15 protein-coding genes are annotated in these 16,706 nt (G+C 50.0%); 2 read left to right on the top strand and 13 right to left on the bottom strand.

From position 1 onward, the window contains the following. Positions 1–39 precede the first annotated feature (39 nt). From trpS to FDX09_RS11490, 10 genes are all read right to left on the bottom strand, one after another. The gene (trpS, locus tag FDX09_RS11445; protein WP_137347227.1) at positions 40–1,044 is read right to left on the bottom strand and encodes a tryptophan--tRNA ligase; all 1,005 of its coding nucleotides are present in this window, start codon (positions 1,042–1,044) and stop codon (positions 40–42) included. A 217-nt stretch (positions 1,045–1,261) separates the two neighbouring features. After that, positions 1,262–3,046 carry a diguanylate cyclase gene (locus tag FDX09_RS11450; protein ID WP_137347228.1) on the bottom strand — a complete coding sequence of 595 codons (1,785 nt, stop codon included), beginning with the start codon at positions 3,044–3,046 and terminating at the stop codon, positions 1,262–1,264. A 118-nt stretch (positions 3,047–3,164) separates the two neighbouring features. After that, complete coding sequence (locus FDX09_RS11455) at positions 3,165–4,274, bottom strand: AI-2E family transporter (protein WP_069324210.1); 1,110 nt, start codon at positions 4,272–4,274, stop codon at positions 3,165–3,167. A 236-nt stretch (positions 4,275–4,510) separates the two neighbouring features. Further along, positions 4,511–6,439 carry a GGDEF domain-containing phosphodiesterase gene (locus tag FDX09_RS11460; RefSeq protein WP_137347229.1) on the bottom strand — a complete coding sequence of 643 codons (1,929 nt, stop codon included), beginning with the start codon at positions 6,437–6,439 and terminating at the stop codon, positions 4,511–4,513. A gap of 17 nt (positions 6,440–6,456) precedes the next feature. Then, positions 6,457–6,951 (bottom strand): molybdopterin-dependent oxidoreductase, encoded by a 495-nt coding sequence (locus tag FDX09_RS11465; RefSeq protein ID WP_137347230.1) that lies wholly within the window; start codon positions 6,949–6,951, stop codon positions 6,457–6,459. Between the two features lie 400 nt (positions 6,952–7,351). Then, a complete protein-coding gene (locus FDX09_RS11470) occupies positions 7,352–7,993 on the bottom strand; it encodes a helix-turn-helix transcriptional regulator (protein ID WP_069324208.1) in 642 nt (213 codons plus the stop codon). 124 nt (positions 7,994–8,117) lie between these two features. Beyond that, the gene (locus tag FDX09_RS11475) at positions 8,118–9,086 is read right to left on the bottom strand and encodes a threo-3-hydroxy-L-aspartate ammonia-lyase (protein ID WP_137347231.1); all 969 of its coding nucleotides are present in this window, start codon (positions 9,084–9,086) and stop codon (positions 8,118–8,120) included. Positions 9,087–9,113: 27 nt separating this feature from the next. Continuing rightward, a complete protein-coding gene (locus FDX09_RS11480) occupies positions 9,114–9,509 on the bottom strand; it encodes a RidA family protein (RefSeq protein WP_137347232.1) in 396 nt (131 codons plus the stop codon). 225 nt (positions 9,510–9,734) lie between these two features. Next, positions 9,735–10,043: a monooxygenase gene (locus FDX09_RS11485; protein WP_038640354.1), complete on the bottom strand. Its 309-nt coding sequence runs from the start codon at positions 10,041–10,043 to the stop codon at positions 9,735–9,737. Positions 10,044–10,082: 39 nt separating this feature from the next. Further along, positions 10,083–10,874, bottom strand: coding sequence for a PhzF family phenazine biosynthesis protein (locus FDX09_RS11490; RefSeq protein WP_137347233.1), 792 nt, complete (start codon positions 10,872–10,874; stop codon positions 10,083–10,085). Positions 10,875–11,008: 134 nt separating this feature from the next. Between FDX09_RS11490 and FDX09_RS11495 the strand changes: the two genes are divergently transcribed. Next, positions 11,009–11,707 carry an RluA family pseudouridine synthase gene (locus FDX09_RS11495; protein ID WP_087856343.1) on the top strand — a complete coding sequence of 233 codons (699 nt, stop codon included), beginning with the start codon at positions 11,009–11,011 and terminating at the stop codon, positions 11,705–11,707. A gap of 38 nt (positions 11,708–11,745) precedes the next feature. Here the strand turns inward: FDX09_RS11495 and mdtK are convergent, their stop codons facing one another. After that, the gene (gene mdtK, locus FDX09_RS11500; protein ID WP_061381408.1) at positions 11,746–13,119 is read right to left on the bottom strand and encodes a multidrug efflux MATE transporter MdtK; all 1,374 of its coding nucleotides are present in this window, start codon (positions 13,117–13,119) and stop codon (positions 11,746–11,748) included. A 217-nt stretch (positions 13,120–13,336) separates the two neighbouring features. On the opposite strand from mdtK, the gene FDX09_RS11505 reads away from it, so the two are divergent. Continuing rightward, positions 13,337–13,978 (top strand): riboflavin synthase, encoded by a 642-nt coding sequence (locus tag FDX09_RS11505; RefSeq protein WP_038640361.1) that lies wholly within the window; start codon positions 13,337–13,339, stop codon positions 13,976–13,978. A gap of 47 nt (positions 13,979–14,025) precedes the next feature. Here FDX09_RS11505 and cfa read toward each other — a convergent pair whose 3' ends face one another. Together cfa and punC are read right to left on the bottom strand one after the other, a co-directional pair. After that, positions 14,026–15,174, bottom strand: coding sequence for a cyclopropane fatty acyl phospholipid synthase (cfa, locus tag FDX09_RS11510; protein ID WP_085049407.1), 1,149 nt, complete (start codon positions 15,172–15,174; stop codon positions 14,026–14,028). Between the two features lie 290 nt (positions 15,175–15,464). After that, the gene (gene punC / locus FDX09_RS11515) at positions 15,465–16,670 is read right to left on the bottom strand and encodes a purine nucleoside transporter PunC (RefSeq protein WP_137347315.1); all 1,206 of its coding nucleotides are present in this window, start codon (positions 16,668–16,670) and stop codon (positions 15,465–15,467) included. Positions 16,671–16,706 lie beyond the last annotated feature (36 nt).

Consider the following 16,706-nt stretch of genomic DNA (forward strand, 5'->3'; position numbering starts at 1 on the left):
CTCCCGACGGTGGCAAATCGTCGGGAGCGCGATTCGTGTTCAGAACACCGGTAAACCCAGCCCTTGTTTCACTTCTCTTAATGTCTGCTGTGTGACTTCGTGCGCCTGTTCACTGCCTTTTTTCAGCATCGCCATCAGCATGCCTTTATCCTGAATGTAAGTTGCCCGACGCTCACGCATCGGCGCGATGAGTTCTTGCAAGCACATCTCCAGCTCATTTTTGCATGCCCTGTCACCTAATCCGCCGCGCTGATAATGCGCTTTCATCTCCGCCACTTTGATTTTATCTGGGTGAAACGCGTCGAGGTAGGTGAATACGATATTGCCGTCAATCTGCCCCGGATCGGATACTTTCAGATGGTTAGGGTCGGTGTACATTGCGCTGACGGCGCGATGAATGGTTTCCTCGCTGGCGGACAACAGAATTGTATTACCTAGTGATTTCGACATCTTGGCGTTACCGTCGATACCGGGCAGACGACTGGTTTCACTCAGCAACGCTTTGCAATGCGACAAGACTGGGGCAGGTAACAAGCTATTCATTTTGTGCACGATTTCATTGGTCTGTTCGATCATCGGCAGTTGATCGTCGCCGACCGGAACCACTTCAGCTTTGAAGGCTGAAATATCTGCCGCCTGACTGATGGGATAAACCAGAAAGCCAACCGGTAACGAGCGGGCGAACCCTTTCTGCGCAATTTCGTTTTTGACAGTAGGATTACGTTCCACGCGCGCCACGGTAACGATGTTCATATAAAGCGCGGTCAGTTCGGCAAGGGCGGGCAAGGCCGATTGCAAACAAATGGTGGTGAGTGAGGGGTCTATGCCCGCGGCGAGATAGTCAGCCAGCACTTCGGGAATGTTGTTTTGGATCTTTTGTGGCGTACTGCCGTTATCGGTCAGTCCTTGCAGGTCTGCGACCAATATAAACTGCTGATAATCGTACTGCAGCGTGGCGCGTTGGCGCAACGAGCCAACATAGTGGCCGAGGTGCAACGGGCCAGTAGGACGATCGCCAGTGAGGATGATGGTTTTGTTGTTCATATAAGACTCCTTAAGCGTAAAACCGAAAGGGGTCTTCAAATGCAAATAACCGCCTTTCGGCGGTTATTTAAAATGGGGAAACACATTCTGACCGCCTTTAAGAAGGCAGCCACCACAGATTATGAGTAAAAGCGTTGATATCGTGTCTGGTGTTCATCCCGTCAACTTACCACTACCTGACGTAGAGGTAAAGCAATGCGCCGACAACTGACATAGTTCAGCTCGCTTCCAGCATGCCAAAGCTCACAATGCGCGAGCGCCCCAGTTCTTTTGCGCGATACAGCGCGACGTCTGCGGCACGCAGCAGATTATCGCTTTGGGCATGCTGCGGGTAGCTGGCAACACCGATAGAGACATCCACGTGGCCAATATCGGATACGCCAAAGCGCAGTGACAATTCGCGTACGCCGTTGTAAATATCCGTCGCAAAACTATTGGCCGCCTGTTCATCCGCACCTGCCAGCAGTACCAGAAACTCTTCGCCACCGTAACGGAAAGCCATGCCGCTGTCGTGGACAACACGCTGAATAACGGCGGCGATACTTTTTATCACACTATCGCCGGCCTCATGACCAAAGCGGTCATTGATGTTTTTGAAATGGTCGATATCGATCATCAGGCAACTGATCGGTTCTTGGGTACGAACCGCCTGGCTCATCTGGGTACGGAGAGTATCTTCAAGATGATGACGATTGCGCAGGCCGGTTAGGGGGTCGTACAGCGCTTTCTCCAGCAACGCATCGCGCAGGCGTTGGTTGGCTAATGCCAGGCCGAGTGCTTCTGCCATCAGTTCCAGGTAGGCGCGAGATGAGGTGGAATCCTCGCTGAGATTCTGAAATGAGAGCAGGCCGATGGCTTCACCCTGGGCAATCAGCGGCACGCATAAGGTATGCCGCTGGCACGATTCTGGCAGATGGTAGCAGGCGATATCCGGTTCGTCTTGTACCGGTGGATGGCTCTGGCCGCGGCGTACCGCCCAGCATTCGTCCGGGTGAAACGCATCGGCTTTACCCTCTGGTGAGAGCCACTGCGCAACGCAGCGCATCTGCCAGGGCTCCCGATCCAGTATGTACAGTCGGCCGGCGATACCTGGAGCAATATTCGGCGCGAACAGTTCCGCCACATTAATAACATCGGCAAAACTTTCGCACCCCTGCAGACGCTGCGTCATGCGCGCCAGTAGTTCGCGGATCCCCCAGTCGGCGTCTCTCTCTTTCTCCAGCCGCTGACGGGCCAGCCCGTTCTCGCGAAAAATCCGGATCGCCTGGGCCATATCGCCAATTTCATCGATCTGGTTAAAGCTGGGTGTCTCGACAGCATAATCTTGCGATGCCAGACGGTTAACTACATCGCTCAAACGCACCACCGGGCGCAACACACGGCGCTTCAATATAAACCCAAGAACGAACAAAAAGAGCAGCGCCGTAAGACCGACCATCACTTCAGAGGCTGTGCGCAGTGTACGTGACGCCTGAGTGGCATCTTCAATGGCATTGAGTACACGGTTGTCGAGCAACTGGCGGAAATGGTCTATCCGGTCCTGTGCCCGCTCCAGTTCCTGTTCATAGGTTTTGCTGAAGAGCAGGGCAATCGCTTGTGTGTGCTCTCCCCGCGCGACGCTGGCCAGCGCTGCAGTTTGTTCGTCCTGCAGAGCATCAACAATCTGCAATCCTTCATGCAATAGCGCCAGTTCTTCACCTGTCGCTCCGGCATCTTTCAACGCTGCCAGACGATGCTCAACGGCTTTCAGTGACGCCTCTTTCTGACGATAGTTTTTCAAAGCATCAGGGTCTTTACTGACCACGTAGAGACGCGCCATATCAGACAGCGACCAGGCGTCGAGTTCCACTTCTTCGGTCAGTTGGTCAAATTTATAACGTTGTTCCACCACCTGGCGTTCGGTGTTATCGGCGTTGGACGCCATCAGCATGACAACGCCGGAGGCGATGGTCAGGCATACCGTCGCGCTGTAGGCCCAGTTGGTGATTGTGGCTATTCGCACTGATTAGTTCCTTCTGCGACGATTAATCAATTAGCATGATTGAAATTATAGGAAACGTATGATTTTGCGTGAAAATAAAAAAGGCGGCTCTGGGCCGCCTTCTGTTATCGTCCTGACATCATAAATCTGGAGGATTTTTTCCTTCTTCCATAAAGGCTTCGTCGATACCTTCCACGTTACCGGCATGATCGCGCCCGGAAAACAGGTTCCAGCAGGTAATGAACAGTGCGGCGATCAGGGGGCCAATCACAAACCCGTTAATGCCGTAAATCTCCATCCCGCCGAGGGTGGTTATCAGAATCAGGTAGTCCGGCATTTTGGTGTCTTTTCCTACCAAAAGCGGGCGCAGAATGTTGTCCACCAGACCGACGATAATCACGAAGAACCCGACGATAAACAGCCCTTGCCACAGTTGGTGCGTAGCGAAGAGGAATATGGCTGCGGGTACCCAGACGATTGCCGAGCCGACGGCAGGCACCAGAGAGAGAAATGCCATTAATGCGCCCCACAGAACGCTGCCGTCGATATCCACAATCGCAAACGCGATGCCGCCAAGAATCCCCTGAACTAAAGCCACAACCGCTGTGCCCTTGACGGTTGCGCGCGTTACACCGACAAATTTGGCGAACAAATGCTGTTTGGCAAAATCAGAAAGTGGTAATGAGTCCAGAATCTGGCGTACCAGATAAGGTCCATCTTTTAACAAGAAAAACAGCAGATACAGCATGATGCCAAAGCTGATGGCAAAGCCGAATGTCCCTTTACCGATCAGGAACGCGCTGCCCGCAAGGTACTGGCCGCCTTGCAACACAATGTCGGACAGCTTTTTCTGGATTTCTGCAACATTATCCAGATTGTGTTCTGCGAGGAATCCTCGCGCCCAGCCAGGAAGATACGAAAGAATAGAGGTGACGACTTCGGGAAACTGCGTGTCGTTTTGTTGCAGTTTGTTGTACACCACATTGAGTTCAATGGCCAGCGATGACAGGATCACCATGAGTGGGATAAAGACAATTAAACAGATAATGGCGATGGTTATTAACGATGCCAGCCCGTTGCGTTCGCCAAGTGCGCTGCGCAACCTGTTTTTTACCGGGTTAAAAATAGTCGTTAAGATCGCGGCCCACAAAATGGCGGAAAAGTAGGGGGACAGCACGTCGAAGAACGCCCAGGTAACGAGGGCAAGTATGAAAATGAAGAAACCTTTGGTCAGTCCGTTAAATCGCATCGGTGAATCCTGTAATGAGAAGCAGTCCCGACTATAGAACCGTTCTGAGGATTTACCAACTTTTGCTGAAGATCTCTGCTCAATACTTGCGGATACCGACTCACGTAAGCTCAGAGAGGATATCGTCCCATCATTTTTTTTAAACAGGTAATGAAACAGGTCATTTCCGTAAAACCTACATAGTGGGGCAACAGTGTTGTTGCCCCACTTTAGCGGCCAGGGATATCCGTTCTGATTTAGCCGTGTCTGATTTTCCCATCAATTCCCGGTTGAGGTTTACCAAACAGATATCCTTGTGCGAAATCACAGCCCAGTGCCTGAAGTTTTTCCAGTTGTTCTTGCGTTTCAACGCCTTCTGCAACAGCCTTCATATTAAGGGATTTCGCCATGCCTGTAATGAGTTTGATAATATTAAGGGCATCGTCCTGGGTAGACAGTGAATGTACAAAGGACTTATCTATTTTTATTTTATCGAAGGCCAGCCGGCTCAACCGGGAAAGAGAAGAATACCCGGTACCAAAATCATCGATGGAGATTTTCACGCCCAGCGCTCTGAGTTTATTCAGCGTATTCATCGGCGTATTACTCTCAGTAAAGATAGAGGATTCAGTGACCTCCAGTTCAAGGCGTTGAGCGGGGAGTCCTGTTTCTTTCAGAATAGTCAGCACTATTCCGGCAAAGGCTTTGCTGCTTAGCTGTACCGGCGAGACATTGACTGAAATTTTGGCCGGAATCGTCCAGGAAGCCGCTTCCGTACAGGCAATTTCCAGCACAAATTTTCCCATCTCGTTAATCATGCCTGTTTTTTCAGCAACAGGAATAAAGCTATCCGGCGACAGGAGGCCCTTTAGAGGGTGAACCCAACGAATAAGGGCTTCATAGCTGTAAATTTCCCGGCTGAAAGAATCCACAATAGGCTGATAATAAACCACGAATTCTTTATTCACTATGGCCATCGCCATATCATGCTCAAGCGTTCTGCTTTCTTGCAGCTTTTCTAACATCCATTGCCGGAAGACTTTTATCTTACCTGAACCTTCATTTTTGGCTTCATACAGGGCCAGATCTGCAAATTTATAAAGATAATCGGAGCGGCGTTCTGTTTCTGATATAACAATCCCAACACAGGTAGTTATGTTTATAATTGTGTTATAAATCGTATAGGGTTGGCTGATAAAATCGCATATCTTTTGGGCGCGCGAAACGGCCTGGCTCTCTGTCAGACCACTTGAGAGAAACGCAAACTCATCTCCACCTAAGCGATACAGCGTATCTGAAGTGTGGCTCATTGAAATCAGACGGTCCGATATCTGGCGTAATAAAATATCACCGGCATCATGACCATAGGTATCATTTACCTCTTTGAATCGGTCTAAATCAAACAGCATCACAGTCACGGAATCGTTGTTTTTTTCTGCCATCTCGATTGTTTGATTTAAATTCCCCCAGAAGAATTGGCGGTTATTCATATCAGTAAGCGAGTCATGGTAGACGTCATATTCCAGTTTTGCATTCTGGATTTGCAACTTTTCTTTAGAATTCTGAAGTTCTTCAGCGAGACTCTTTACCTGAAGATGCGCTCGCAGAATATTTCTGTTCTGAAAGAATATCAGTACACCCAGTATCGCACTCAGTATGATCAGCAGAACAGATGTTGCCGAGTAAATATAGTACAGCGTTTGAATTTTAAGGTTGGCGTTATTGATCGAGTTAACATCCTTATTTAACGCGCCGGATGAAAGGCGGCCAAGTTGCGAATCCAGCGTATGCATTTTTTTCAGGTATGCCTGGAGTTCTGAACGGTTCATTTTCTCGAGGTTAACGTCCAGATAGTTAAGCGTATTTTCAAGTTTTAACGCCAGTTCACTGTGCGCCTGATTGCTCGCTATATAGTGCCCTAAATCACCTTCTTTTATCAAATCACTCTGGCTAAGCATAATGTCGAGGCGCAGGCGTACCTCATCGAGGCCCATCGTTTCATCGATAGTGTAAAGACCAAGCAATGATTCGAATCGGTAATATTGCGATACCATTTGCGCAGCGGACCATGAATCGGTGTAATGCGTTAATTTCTGTAACTCTTGCTGCCTTTCATGCACCAGGAAGGAAATATACCCAGTAGATATAAAAAGAAAAAATATGATGCCAGCCAGTATTCTGTTCATGATGTTCCTCTGAACGCTTACTCAATATCCATTCTACTGACCTGCCATGCTGACCTTGAGTAATAAATCTGATTATTCAGTTCAGATATGCTGTCATAGGGATACACAATGAATAACGGCCCTTTATCACGGATTTGCATATATTTTCCGTTGATTTTTAAAGCAAGAATGACATTGTACTTCTTGAAATCATTGAGAGGGATAACGGTGGTGTAGTCATTGAGCGCAGTAACTTTTACAACCGTACCTTTCGCCCCAACAAAATCCATGAGCTTTTGTAGTGGAATACCCGTAAAAGTCGTGCGTCCATTATACCAGGGAGAAGTGGTCTGAAAACTTACCATGCCCAGTTTCTCGAGGCTGGCGGTATCAAAAGTGGCTTTCCCGTCTTCATTTGTATTTTCTATATTACCGGACACGGTTAAAAGGACTTTGCCCGTAGGTTTGGAAAGTTCACCCGCCCAGAGCTGTGTGGAGACAACCAAGCTTAACAACATGACAAATACCCGCATTCTGACCTCACCTGACTTCCGGATGTAAAAAGATTATAATTTAGATATTATGCTATTTATATATACTGTATGGACATTATTTTACAGTACGCCTTTTTGTTTTTTAACTTAATGAAATCAGTGGGTTAGTGTGGGGTCATTTTATGCATTGATTAAGTAAGGCCGATGCTGTCATTTAAAGTACCGCTAAAATTTACCCCGTCTGTATAAAAATAAGCTATCAATTCAGTCAGCGCAAATAAATACCTACGAATGCCAAGGTTTATTTTTTGCAGTCATAAGGTGACGTTTTTTCGTTGGATGATAATTTCTGGCTGTAAAGCAGCCCCGTAAGTGGGCTTGCTGCGTGCCAGCAATGATTGACAGGCAAGTTGAGGCAGTTATGCCTGTCTGAATCAGCTTAATCGCGCATGTGTGCCGACTGGCGCGCATACAGGTAAGCGGTGGCTCGCGACACGCCTAAATGCTGCGCGACGGTATCCATTGATTTTCGTACGTTCAGCAAACCTTCTTTACGGAGTTGTTGAATCAATAACTTACGGTCTTCAGGTTTGAGCGCGCGCGCCGTGGTCGCGCGTTTAGCGGCAAAGTCATCAATACGCTGGCGAATAACTTCATTACTACCGGGATCGATATGTTCTTTTATGGGGGAGTCTTCGGTTTCAGTAAATTGTGCAAGCGCGCTCTGTATACCCCGAAACAACGTCATATCAACATTAAGGCACAGCGCTGCGACGTATTTACCGTCCTCATCCTTGATACCAATGGAAGTGCTTTTTACCGGACGACCATCAGCAAACTGATTGCTGTAGTTGGCGATGATGCTGGGAAAGTCTGGTGATGCTATGCGCGCCAGACCCAGTTCTGTTGCTGGTTGGCCTGGTTTACGTCCGGAAAGATTATTATGGATGGACAAAATGGCATGTTCAGGTTTTTTGAGGTCGTGAACAACCACTTCACAAAAGGGAGAAAAGGTCTCGCTTAACCCTCTGGCGATAGTATCAAGTTGGCTGAGAAGCGAGTTATTGTCGGTTTTTGGCATGCCAGTCTCCTGCAGTGGTGCCTTTTGCCACGATGACGAGCAGTTTACAGTGAGCAGGGCTCGCTTTTCCAGACGGGAATGTACAGACAGGAATAAGGTATCTGCATGGCAGATACCTTGCTTATCATCCAGCCAGCAATTCACCATAGCGGCTGATGTCCACGTTTCCACCGCTGATAATAATGCCGATTTTCTTACCCTGAAGTTCAGATTTCCGTGCTCTGGCAGCGGCAAAACCCAGACAGCCCGTTGGCTCTACGACGATTTTCATTCGTTCCGCGATAAATTTCATCGCGGTGACTAATTCAGTATCTGAGACAGTCAGAATATCGTTCACGTTTTGCTGAATAATCGCAAACGTATATTGCCCAAGGTGTTGAGTCTGAGCGCCATCGGCTATGGTTTTCGGTGTATCAATATGAACAATGTTGCCGCTGCGAAACGACTGCTGACCGTCATTGCCTGCCTCAGGTTCTACGCCATAGACCACACAGTCAGGGGAAAGATGCCTCGCTGCCAGTGCGGAACCGGATAGCAGGCCGCCGCCACCCAGACATACGAAAAGGACGTCTAACGGTCCCACTTCCTCAATCAACTCTTTCGTTGCGGTGCCCTGGCCCGCAATAACGTGCGGATGATCGTAAGGAGGGATCAGCGTCAGCCCTTGTTTCTCAGCCAGGTCCTGACCAATTTTTTCTCTGTCTTCAGTATAGCGATCGTAAATCACTACATTTCCGCCATACCCTTTGGTCGCGGCAACTTTGGCAGCCGGGGCATCATGCGGCATGATAATTGTCGCCGGAATCCCCAATAATTTTGCCGACAAGGCTATGGCTTGCGCATGATTCCCCGAAGAAAAGGTCACGACGCCCGCAGCCCGTTGTTGTGGCGTGAACTGGCGTAGCGCATTCATAGCGCCGCGAAATTTGAACGCGCCCATTCTCTGGAAGTTTTCGCATTTAAAGAAGACTTCAGCGCCAAATTCTTCATCAACCGTGCGGGACGTCATTACCGGTGTTTTGTTGGCATAATTTGCGATGCGCTCTGCCGCAGCGACAATATCGTTATAATCAGGCAGTGTCATATCAGTCATTTTTATTCACCTGTATGCAGTTAAAAATTAGACCTGTGCGGCCAAAGCTATCGCTTCGATTTCTACGGCAAAACCGTAATGAAGTTCGGCAACGCCAGCGACAGCACGGGCAGGGCGAAAATCACCGATCCACTCACCATAGATCCTGTTAAATGTCGGCCACTGGTTGATATCCGTCACATAGACACGCACTGAAACCAGATGTTGCCGCGAGACTCCAGCGCCAGCCAGACAGGCATCGACATTTTGTAAGGCCAGTCTGGTTTGTTCTTCAAAAGACGCATCGGCTTTTTTTTCGCCATCCAGGGTGACTGGCAGTTGCCCGGAAATGAACACAAAACCACCTGCCGTTGTACTGTGCGAGTAATGACCCGCCGGGGGGAAACTTCCTGGTGAAGCATTGAGCGTAATGTCTGGCGACATAAGCGATCTCCTGTGTTTTTGGTAATTCAATTTGTATAAAATAATACTGTTTGTATTATTTATACGCCTTCATGCTCCGGTCGGCTAGTGATAGTTTTCATGGGCGCTGATTTTGTGAACTAAAACAAACGTGACACACGCTATATAGCGGATGTTGGGATATGAGTGAGGGGAAAACTGGGGGAGGAGGTATCGCCCCAGAACGGGGCGTTTAAGCCAATAACGTTAGCCAATATGACCGTGGTTAATCTTACTCAATGGCTCATTGATATCGAAGATTTTGAAAAACACTTCTTCCACACCCAGATGCTTCAGGCGGGCAGTATGTTTTTTGATATAAGCCTGTGCGGAGTCTTGATCCTGAAACAGATAGATGCCACCAGCTTCATGATTGGCTTCGTTCTCGGTCCAGATTTTCCAGATAAAGCCCGGCTCCTGATTGATGGATTCGGCCAGTTCGACAAGTTGCTGCGACATCTCGGCGCCAAACGGACCATGAAAATTAAAGTGAATCTGCACCAGTTTGTTCGACATATATCCTCCCTGGATTGGGTTGTGTAACGGATAAGAGGGTTAGCGTAGCAGCACTTTACCCGTCAGGTAAGTGGTTGCCTGCCCGCCAATATAAACGCGAGAGTCCGCCAATTGACAGCGTAAATCTCCCCCGCGTTCAGATACCTGACGCGCCAACATTTCTGTTTTATTCAGTTTTGCGGCCCAGTAAGGAATGAGCATGCTATGCGCCGAACCCGTGACGGGATCTTCTGCGATGGCCTCGCCCGGACAGAAGAAACGGCTGACAAAATCATATTCCCCGTCGCCAGGCGCGGTAATACAAACCATTTTGCCTAGTGGAACCATGGCGTGGATATTCGGACGTACAGCCTCGACGTGGTGCTGATCCTCCAACACCACCATGTAATCGCGACCCACGCGAACTTCTTTATATTCTGTGATGCCTAACGCTTCCAGCAGTAAGGCGGGCGGTATGACAGGCTCGCTTTGCCAGGCAGGAAAATCAAGCGTCAGCCATTCACCGCTGCGTGTGACCATCAGCGGACCTACAAATCGGGTGGCAAAATGGATCGTCGTGTCCGGGTAATCCAGATGTTCGAAAATCACATGCGCCGCGGCAAGCGTGGCATGCCCACAGAGATTAATTTCTCCCTGCGTGGTAAACCAACGTAGCTCAAAGCCATTATCATTGGCGACAAAGAAAGCGGTTTCCGACTGGTTATGCTGCTGCGCCATTTTTAATAATGTTTCATCGGGCAGCCAGTCCGTGAGGGGACATACAGCGGCGGCATTACCAGCAAACGTCGTGGTGCTAAAGGCGTCTACCATATAAAAATCGATTTGTTGCACTGTGTAACCCTCTCTTTGCACTCGGGATAACCTCCACTCTACCATGTAATGATTGCCATTAGTTACGCGGGTCGATTCGCCAGTGCAGTGAAAATTCGTTATCATCCGTGCCCACATTCCATCCTGGCTGTCTGATGTCTACAATCCTTGATACCTTTATTGCCCCGCCTTGTCATGACGAGATAGAGATTCTCTATCAGGACGAGCATCTGGTGCTTATCAATAAACCCACAGGGCTGCTTAGCTTGTCGGGGAAAAATCCGCAGAATCTCGATTCGGTACATCACCGGCTGGTACAGATTTATCCCGGTTGCACGTTGGTCCATCGGCTTGATTTCGGCACCTCCGGGCTGATGGTGGTGGCACGTAACAAGGGTATTAACGCCGCGCTGTGCCAGCAGTTTAGTCAGCGCATGGTGACGAAGGTATACAGCGCGCTGTTATGCGGGCATTTGGAAAACAATGCAGGGGTTATCGACGCAGCGATTAGCAAAGATCCGGCGCGGTTTCCGCTGATGACGATTTGCGCCGTTAACGGCAAGCCCGCGCGTTCGCGTTATCAGGTTGTTGAGCGTTTTCTCCATCGCCAGAAGGACGGGGGATTACTCCCCTTAACGCGGGTACAACTGACGCCTGAAACCGGGCGTACCCATCAACTCCGGATCCACTGTCAGCAGTTGGGACATCCTATTTTGGGGTGCGATTTGTATGGTGGGCGTTTGCTGCCAGGTACTGAACTCACCCCGCGACTGATGCTGCATGCCAGCGCATTGCGTTTCAGGCATCCTGTCAGCGAACAGTGGGTGAATGCCGAAAACGCCAGTCCCTTTTGAAGGCGTAAAAAAGCCGCCTGACGGCGGCTATTGTGAGCTTATCGTGCAGCGCGTTGCAAAATGACGGCAGACGGCTGGCGTTGCAGATAACGCATCCGCAGCATCATTAATACGGCCGCAGAGGTCAGACCGATAATAAAGCCCATCCAGAAACCTGCAGGTCCCATCCTGTCGACCACCAGATCGGTAAGCGCCAGAATATAGCCGCTTGGCAGACCCAGCACCCAGTAGGCTGTAAAGGTGATAAAGAAGATAGAGCGCGTGTCTTTATAACCGCGCAGGACACCGCTGCCAATAACCTGGATAGAGTCCGATATTTGATACACCGCGGCCAGCAACATGAGTTGCGCCGCCAGAGCGACAACTTCCGGATTATCGTTGTAGAGCAGGGCAATGTGCTCACGGAAGGTCACGGTGAAAATCGCCGTCACTACCGCCATGCAGACACCAACGCCCAAACCCGTTCTGGCTGCCGTTTGCGCCTCAAGCGTGGAACCTTGACCCAAACGATAACCGACACGAATAGTGACGGCGGCAGCCAGCGACATCGGCAAAACGAACATTAACGAACTAAAGTTCAGCGCGATTTGGTGCCCGGCCACATCGACGATCCCCAGCGGGGAAACCAGTAGCGCAACCACAGCAAACAACGTCACTTCAAAAAATAACGCCAGCGCGATGGGTAAACCCAGCTGTACCAGACGCTTCATCACTGCAGTGTCTGGCTTCTGGAATCCTCGCTCATTACGGATGTCACGCATTGAACGCGCGTGTTTGACGTAAGACAGCATGGCGGCAAACATCACCCAGTAAACCGCCGCCGTGGCCACGCCACAGCCTACGCCGCCAAGTTCCGGCATACCTAAATGACCATAGATGAAAACATAGTTAACCGGGATGTTCACCAGCAGGCCGATAAACCCCATCACCATCGCCGGTTTAGTCTTGGCCAGGCCTTCGCATTGGTTACGGGCTACCTGGAAAAACAAATATCCCGGCGCGCCCCACAGCAATGCGCGCAGATAACCGACGGCTTTATCGGCCAGCGCCGGGTCGATGTTATGCATGGAGCGGATGATATAACCCGCATTCCACAGCACGACCATAATCAAAACGGAGACGCTACCCGCCAGCCAGAATCCCTGGCGTATCTGATGGGCGATACGATCGCGGCGGCCGGAGCCATTGAGTTGGGCGATTACCGGCGTCAACGCCAGCAGGAGTCCGTGGCCAAACAGAATAGCCGGCAGCCAGATCGACGTACCAATGGCGACGGCCGCCATATCCGTCGCGCTGTATCCGCCCGCCATGACGGTATCGACGAACCCCATTGCGGTTTGAGCGATTTGCGCAAGAATCACCGGTATTGCCAGAGCTAATAACTGACGCGCTTCACTTACATACTTTTGCACGTGTACACCACTATATTGTTGTTATTTGAGAGACTAAAAAAGCCGCCTTATATGGCAGCAAGGAGAAAAAGCTGGGGAAATTTCAGTCTATTGTAGCGAGGAATACGTAATTCTCCAGTGAAAAAACAGGCAGCGGTGGCGCACTGCTGGCAACCTGAATTTCCACCTGCTATTGTGCTGGGCAGAGATGTCTTAATTGAGTTCAGGAGTGAGAAGTATGTTTACGGGTATTGTGCAGGGCACCGCAAAATTGGTGTCCATTGATGAAAAACCAAATTTTCGTACGCATGTCGTGGAGTTGCCTGAATATATGCTGGATGCGCTGGAGACCGGCGCATCGGTTGCCCACAATGGCTGTTGTCTGACGGTAACCGAAATCAACGGTAATCACATAAGCTTCGATCTGATGAAAGAGACGCTGCGTATCACCAACCTGGGCGACCTGAAGGTCGGGGATATGGTTAACGTTGAGCGTGCGGCAAAATTCAGCGATGAGATTGGCGGGCATTTAATGTCGGGCCATATTATGACCACCGCCGAGGTGTCGAAAATTCTGACTTCGGAAAATAACCGGCAGGTATGGTTTAAAGTTCAGGACCCATCGCTGATGAAATATATCCTGTATAAGGGGTTTATCGGCATTGACGGCATCAGCCTGACGGTCGGCGAAGTCACGCCAACGCGCTTTTGCGTGCATTTGATCCCGGAAACGCTGGAGCGTACGACGCTGGGTAAGAAAAAGCTGGGCGCGCGGGTTAATATCGAAATCGATCCGCAAACGCAAGCGGTTGTTGATACCGTTGAACGTGTGCTGGCTGCGCGTGAAAGCGCCATCAGTAACATAGCGGGCGAGGCCTGAGTCCGGCCTGAAACAAAATGCCCCCGTGAGTACGGGGGCGGCAGCCATTAGCGGGGGACGCGCAGACCGTGTTCGACACCGCGGGAGAAAACCACCTGCCAAAGCTGGATATCGCGAGCACGAAACGCACCGGCGCAGGCGTTCAGGTAATAGCTGAACATCCGTTTAAAACGCTCGGTATAGTTATCGGCGATTTCAGGCCAGGAACGCATGAAGCGTTCGTGCCATGCCATCAGCGTGGTATCGTAATCCGCGCCAAAATTATGCCAGTCTTCCATCACAAAATGCGGCTCGCTGGCGTTGGCAATCTGGCGAACTGACGGTAAACAGCCGTTCGGGAAGATGTATTTATTGATCCACGGATCAACATTATTGTCGGTTTTATTCGAACCGATGCTGTGCAGTAAAAACAGACCGTCCGGCTTTAAATTGCGATCGACAACGTCGAAATAGGTGTTGTAATTTTTCGGGCCGACATGCTCAAACATGCCGACGGAGACAATGCGATCAAATTTGTCGTTCAGGTCGCGGTAATCTTGCAGCAAAATGGTGACGTCCAGTCCCGCGCAACGCGCTTGCGCCATTTTCTGCTGCTCTGCTGAGATGGTCACACCTACCACGCTCACACCGTATTGCGATGCCATAAAATGGGACAAGCCACCCCAGCCGCAACCAATATCGAGCACCCGCATTCCCGGCTTTAACTGCAATTTTTCGGCAATCATTTTTAACTTCGCCTGTTGGGCAGATTCCAGGGTATCGGCATCTTTCCAGTAGGCGCAGGAATACTGCATGTAAGGATCAAGCATGCGGCTAAAGAGGTCGTTGCCCAGATCGTAATGTTCTTTGCCGACAACCCAGGCGCGCTTTTTGGTCTGTAAATTAAACAGTCGTGCCGTGGCGATACGTAAGGTATCTTTGAAGTGGCGGGGGAGTTGATTTTCAAGCCCGGCGCGCAATACCTTGGTGAAAAATATGTCCAGCCGATCGCACTCCCACCAGCCATCCATATAGCTCTCACCCAAACCTAACGATCCTTCCTGCAGTACGCGTTTGAAAAAATCGGGGTTCTTGACACGAATATCCGCCGCAGCCGAACCATTAATGGTAATGCCTGCACGGCTCAATAATTCATTGGTGATGCGATACCAGTCATCATCCGGTACGCTGACGTCTTCTATACACGATGAACTCATAGCTTCTCCATCACTGGTCGGTGATCAGAACCTTAAAACAGCGTAGACGCTTTTTTGGGCTTTGTGAGAAATCTCACGGAATTAATCCGCGAATCTTTAATCCGACGTAGAACAGAGGAAGGGAGGAACCCTTACCGAAAAGGCCATCCGTGGAAAAACGGGAACGTTCTTGTCCCCGTTAATACCTAAAAATTATCGTTTTTGTAACAACTGGAAATCAGTATAAGCCTGATTTTTTGACGATTCAATAGAAAATTGTTAGCGGGCTAACTATGTGCCCGCGACAATTATTAGTGAGACTCACCGTGGGCAATTTGCGCCCGGTCATCTGTTTGACGGGTGTTATCGGTCTGCGATTGCATTTTGTAACCGATGGCTGCCAGCAGCACTGTTGTCAGCATCACGCTGGTGGTGGTGAGCAGCGGGGTGGCGATCAGCCACGACACCACAAGACTTGCCAGGAAGCATAAACCCAGTTGCAGGGTATTTTGCAATGCGGCTGCGCGTCCTGTGGCCTGTGGGAAAGGACGTAACGCCTGAGCGACAACGATAGGATAGATTGCGCCGTTGGCAATCGCCATTACGCAGAATGGGATCAGAATTTCAGCCAGCGCAACATGATGAATAAAGCCGGTAGCCCAGGTGGCAACAACGCTGATGGCATAAAGAATCAGTAACCATGGCAGCATCTGACGACCTTGCCATTTTTGCAGCGCCGCACGGCAACCGTAACCACCAATTAAGAAGGCGATAGTTTGCGGAACATAGCTCAGGCCAATCACTGCCGGGCTGTAGCCCATTTCGCTAAGGATAAACGGTGAACCCGTCAGCCATGCGAAAAAGCTTGCGGAGCAGGCGGCATAAATCAGTACGTTTCCACGATAAGCTTTCGAGCGCAACAGTGTGGCGAAAGTTAGTTTATCCTGGCTGTCGTCGTGTGCTTTAACCGTCGGTTTTAAACGCAGGGCCGGAAGCATCAGAATCAGGGTAATAGCAAACAGGGTGGCGAAAATGGCCTGCCAGGAGAAATGGACCAGAATCCAACTGCCCAATAACGGCGCGAGAGCCGGTGATAACCCGACCAGCGGCATAATGGTGGCAAAGATGCGGTTTACTTTTTGTGAAGGGTAATAGTCTATAACCAGCGCCTGCCAGATAACCGACGCGGCACAGACGCCAACGGCCTGAATAAAGCGCAGCGCCAGCAAGCCAGTGGCGTTTTCAACCCACAGCATACCCAGACTACCCAGCGCAAAAATAGATAAACCCAACAGTAAAATCGGTTTACGGCCATAGCGGTCCGAGAGCGGTCCCCACAGTAGTTGTGCGACGGCGAAACCCGCTAAAAATAAACTTAGGCTGGCGCTGACGGCAGATGCAGGTGTTTGCAGATCGGACTGAATCGCGGCAAAGGCGGGCAGATACATATCTGTCGCCAGAAAGCCGAGCACGCTAAGGCCCGCCAACCAGACTAAAAAACCTTTCCCAGGTTGCATCATCATTTCTCTTTTTTTAGCAATAGAACAATGCCG

It is taken from the genome of Citrobacter sp. wls717 (assembly GCF_005280955.1).
GTDB lineage: Bacteria > Pseudomonadota > Gammaproteobacteria > Enterobacterales > Enterobacteriaceae > Citrobacter > Citrobacter werkmanii.

Coding starts and splice junctions, on each gene's coding strand:
- trpS (WP_137347227.1), bottom strand. CDS start 1,044: ATGAACAACAAAACCATCATCCTCACTGGCGATCGTCCTACTGGCCCG.
- FDX09_RS11480 (WP_137347232.1), bottom strand. CDS start 9,509: ATGTCGCCAGACATTACGCTCAATGCTTCACCAGGAAGTTTCCCCCCG.
- cfa (WP_085049407.1), bottom strand. CDS start 15,174: ATGAGTTCATCGTGTATAGAAGACGTCAGCGTACCGGATGATGACTGG.
- FDX09_RS11485 (WP_038640354.1), bottom strand. CDS start 10,043: ATGTCGAACAAACTGGTGCAGATTCACTTTAATTTTCATGGTCCGTTT.
- FDX09_RS11465 (WP_137347230.1), bottom strand. CDS start 6,951: ATGCGGGTATTTGTCATGTTGTTAAGCTTGGTTGTCTCCACACAGCTC.
- FDX09_RS11475 (WP_137347231.1), bottom strand. CDS start 9,086: ATGACTGATATGACACTGCCTGATTATAACGATATTGTCGCTGCGGCA.
- FDX09_RS11495 (WP_087856343.1), top strand. CDS start 11,009: ATGTCTACAATCCTTGATACCTTTATTGCCCCGCCTTGTCATGACGAG.
- FDX09_RS11470 (WP_069324208.1), bottom strand. CDS start 7,993: ATGCCAAAAACCGACAATAACTCGCTTCTCAGCCAACTTGATACTATC.
- punC (WP_137347315.1), bottom strand. CDS start 16,670: ATGCAACCTGGGAAAGGTTTTTTAGTCTGGTTGGCGGGCCTTAGCGTG.
- FDX09_RS11455 (WP_069324210.1), bottom strand. CDS start 4,274: ATGCGATTTAACGGACTGACCAAAGGTTTCTTCATTTTCATACTTGCC.
- FDX09_RS11460 (WP_137347229.1), bottom strand. CDS start 6,439: ATGAACAGAATACTGGCTGGCATCATATTTTTTCTTTTTATATCTACT.
- FDX09_RS11505 (WP_038640361.1), top strand. CDS start 13,337: ATGTTTACGGGTATTGTGCAGGGCACCGCAAAATTGGTGTCCATTGAT.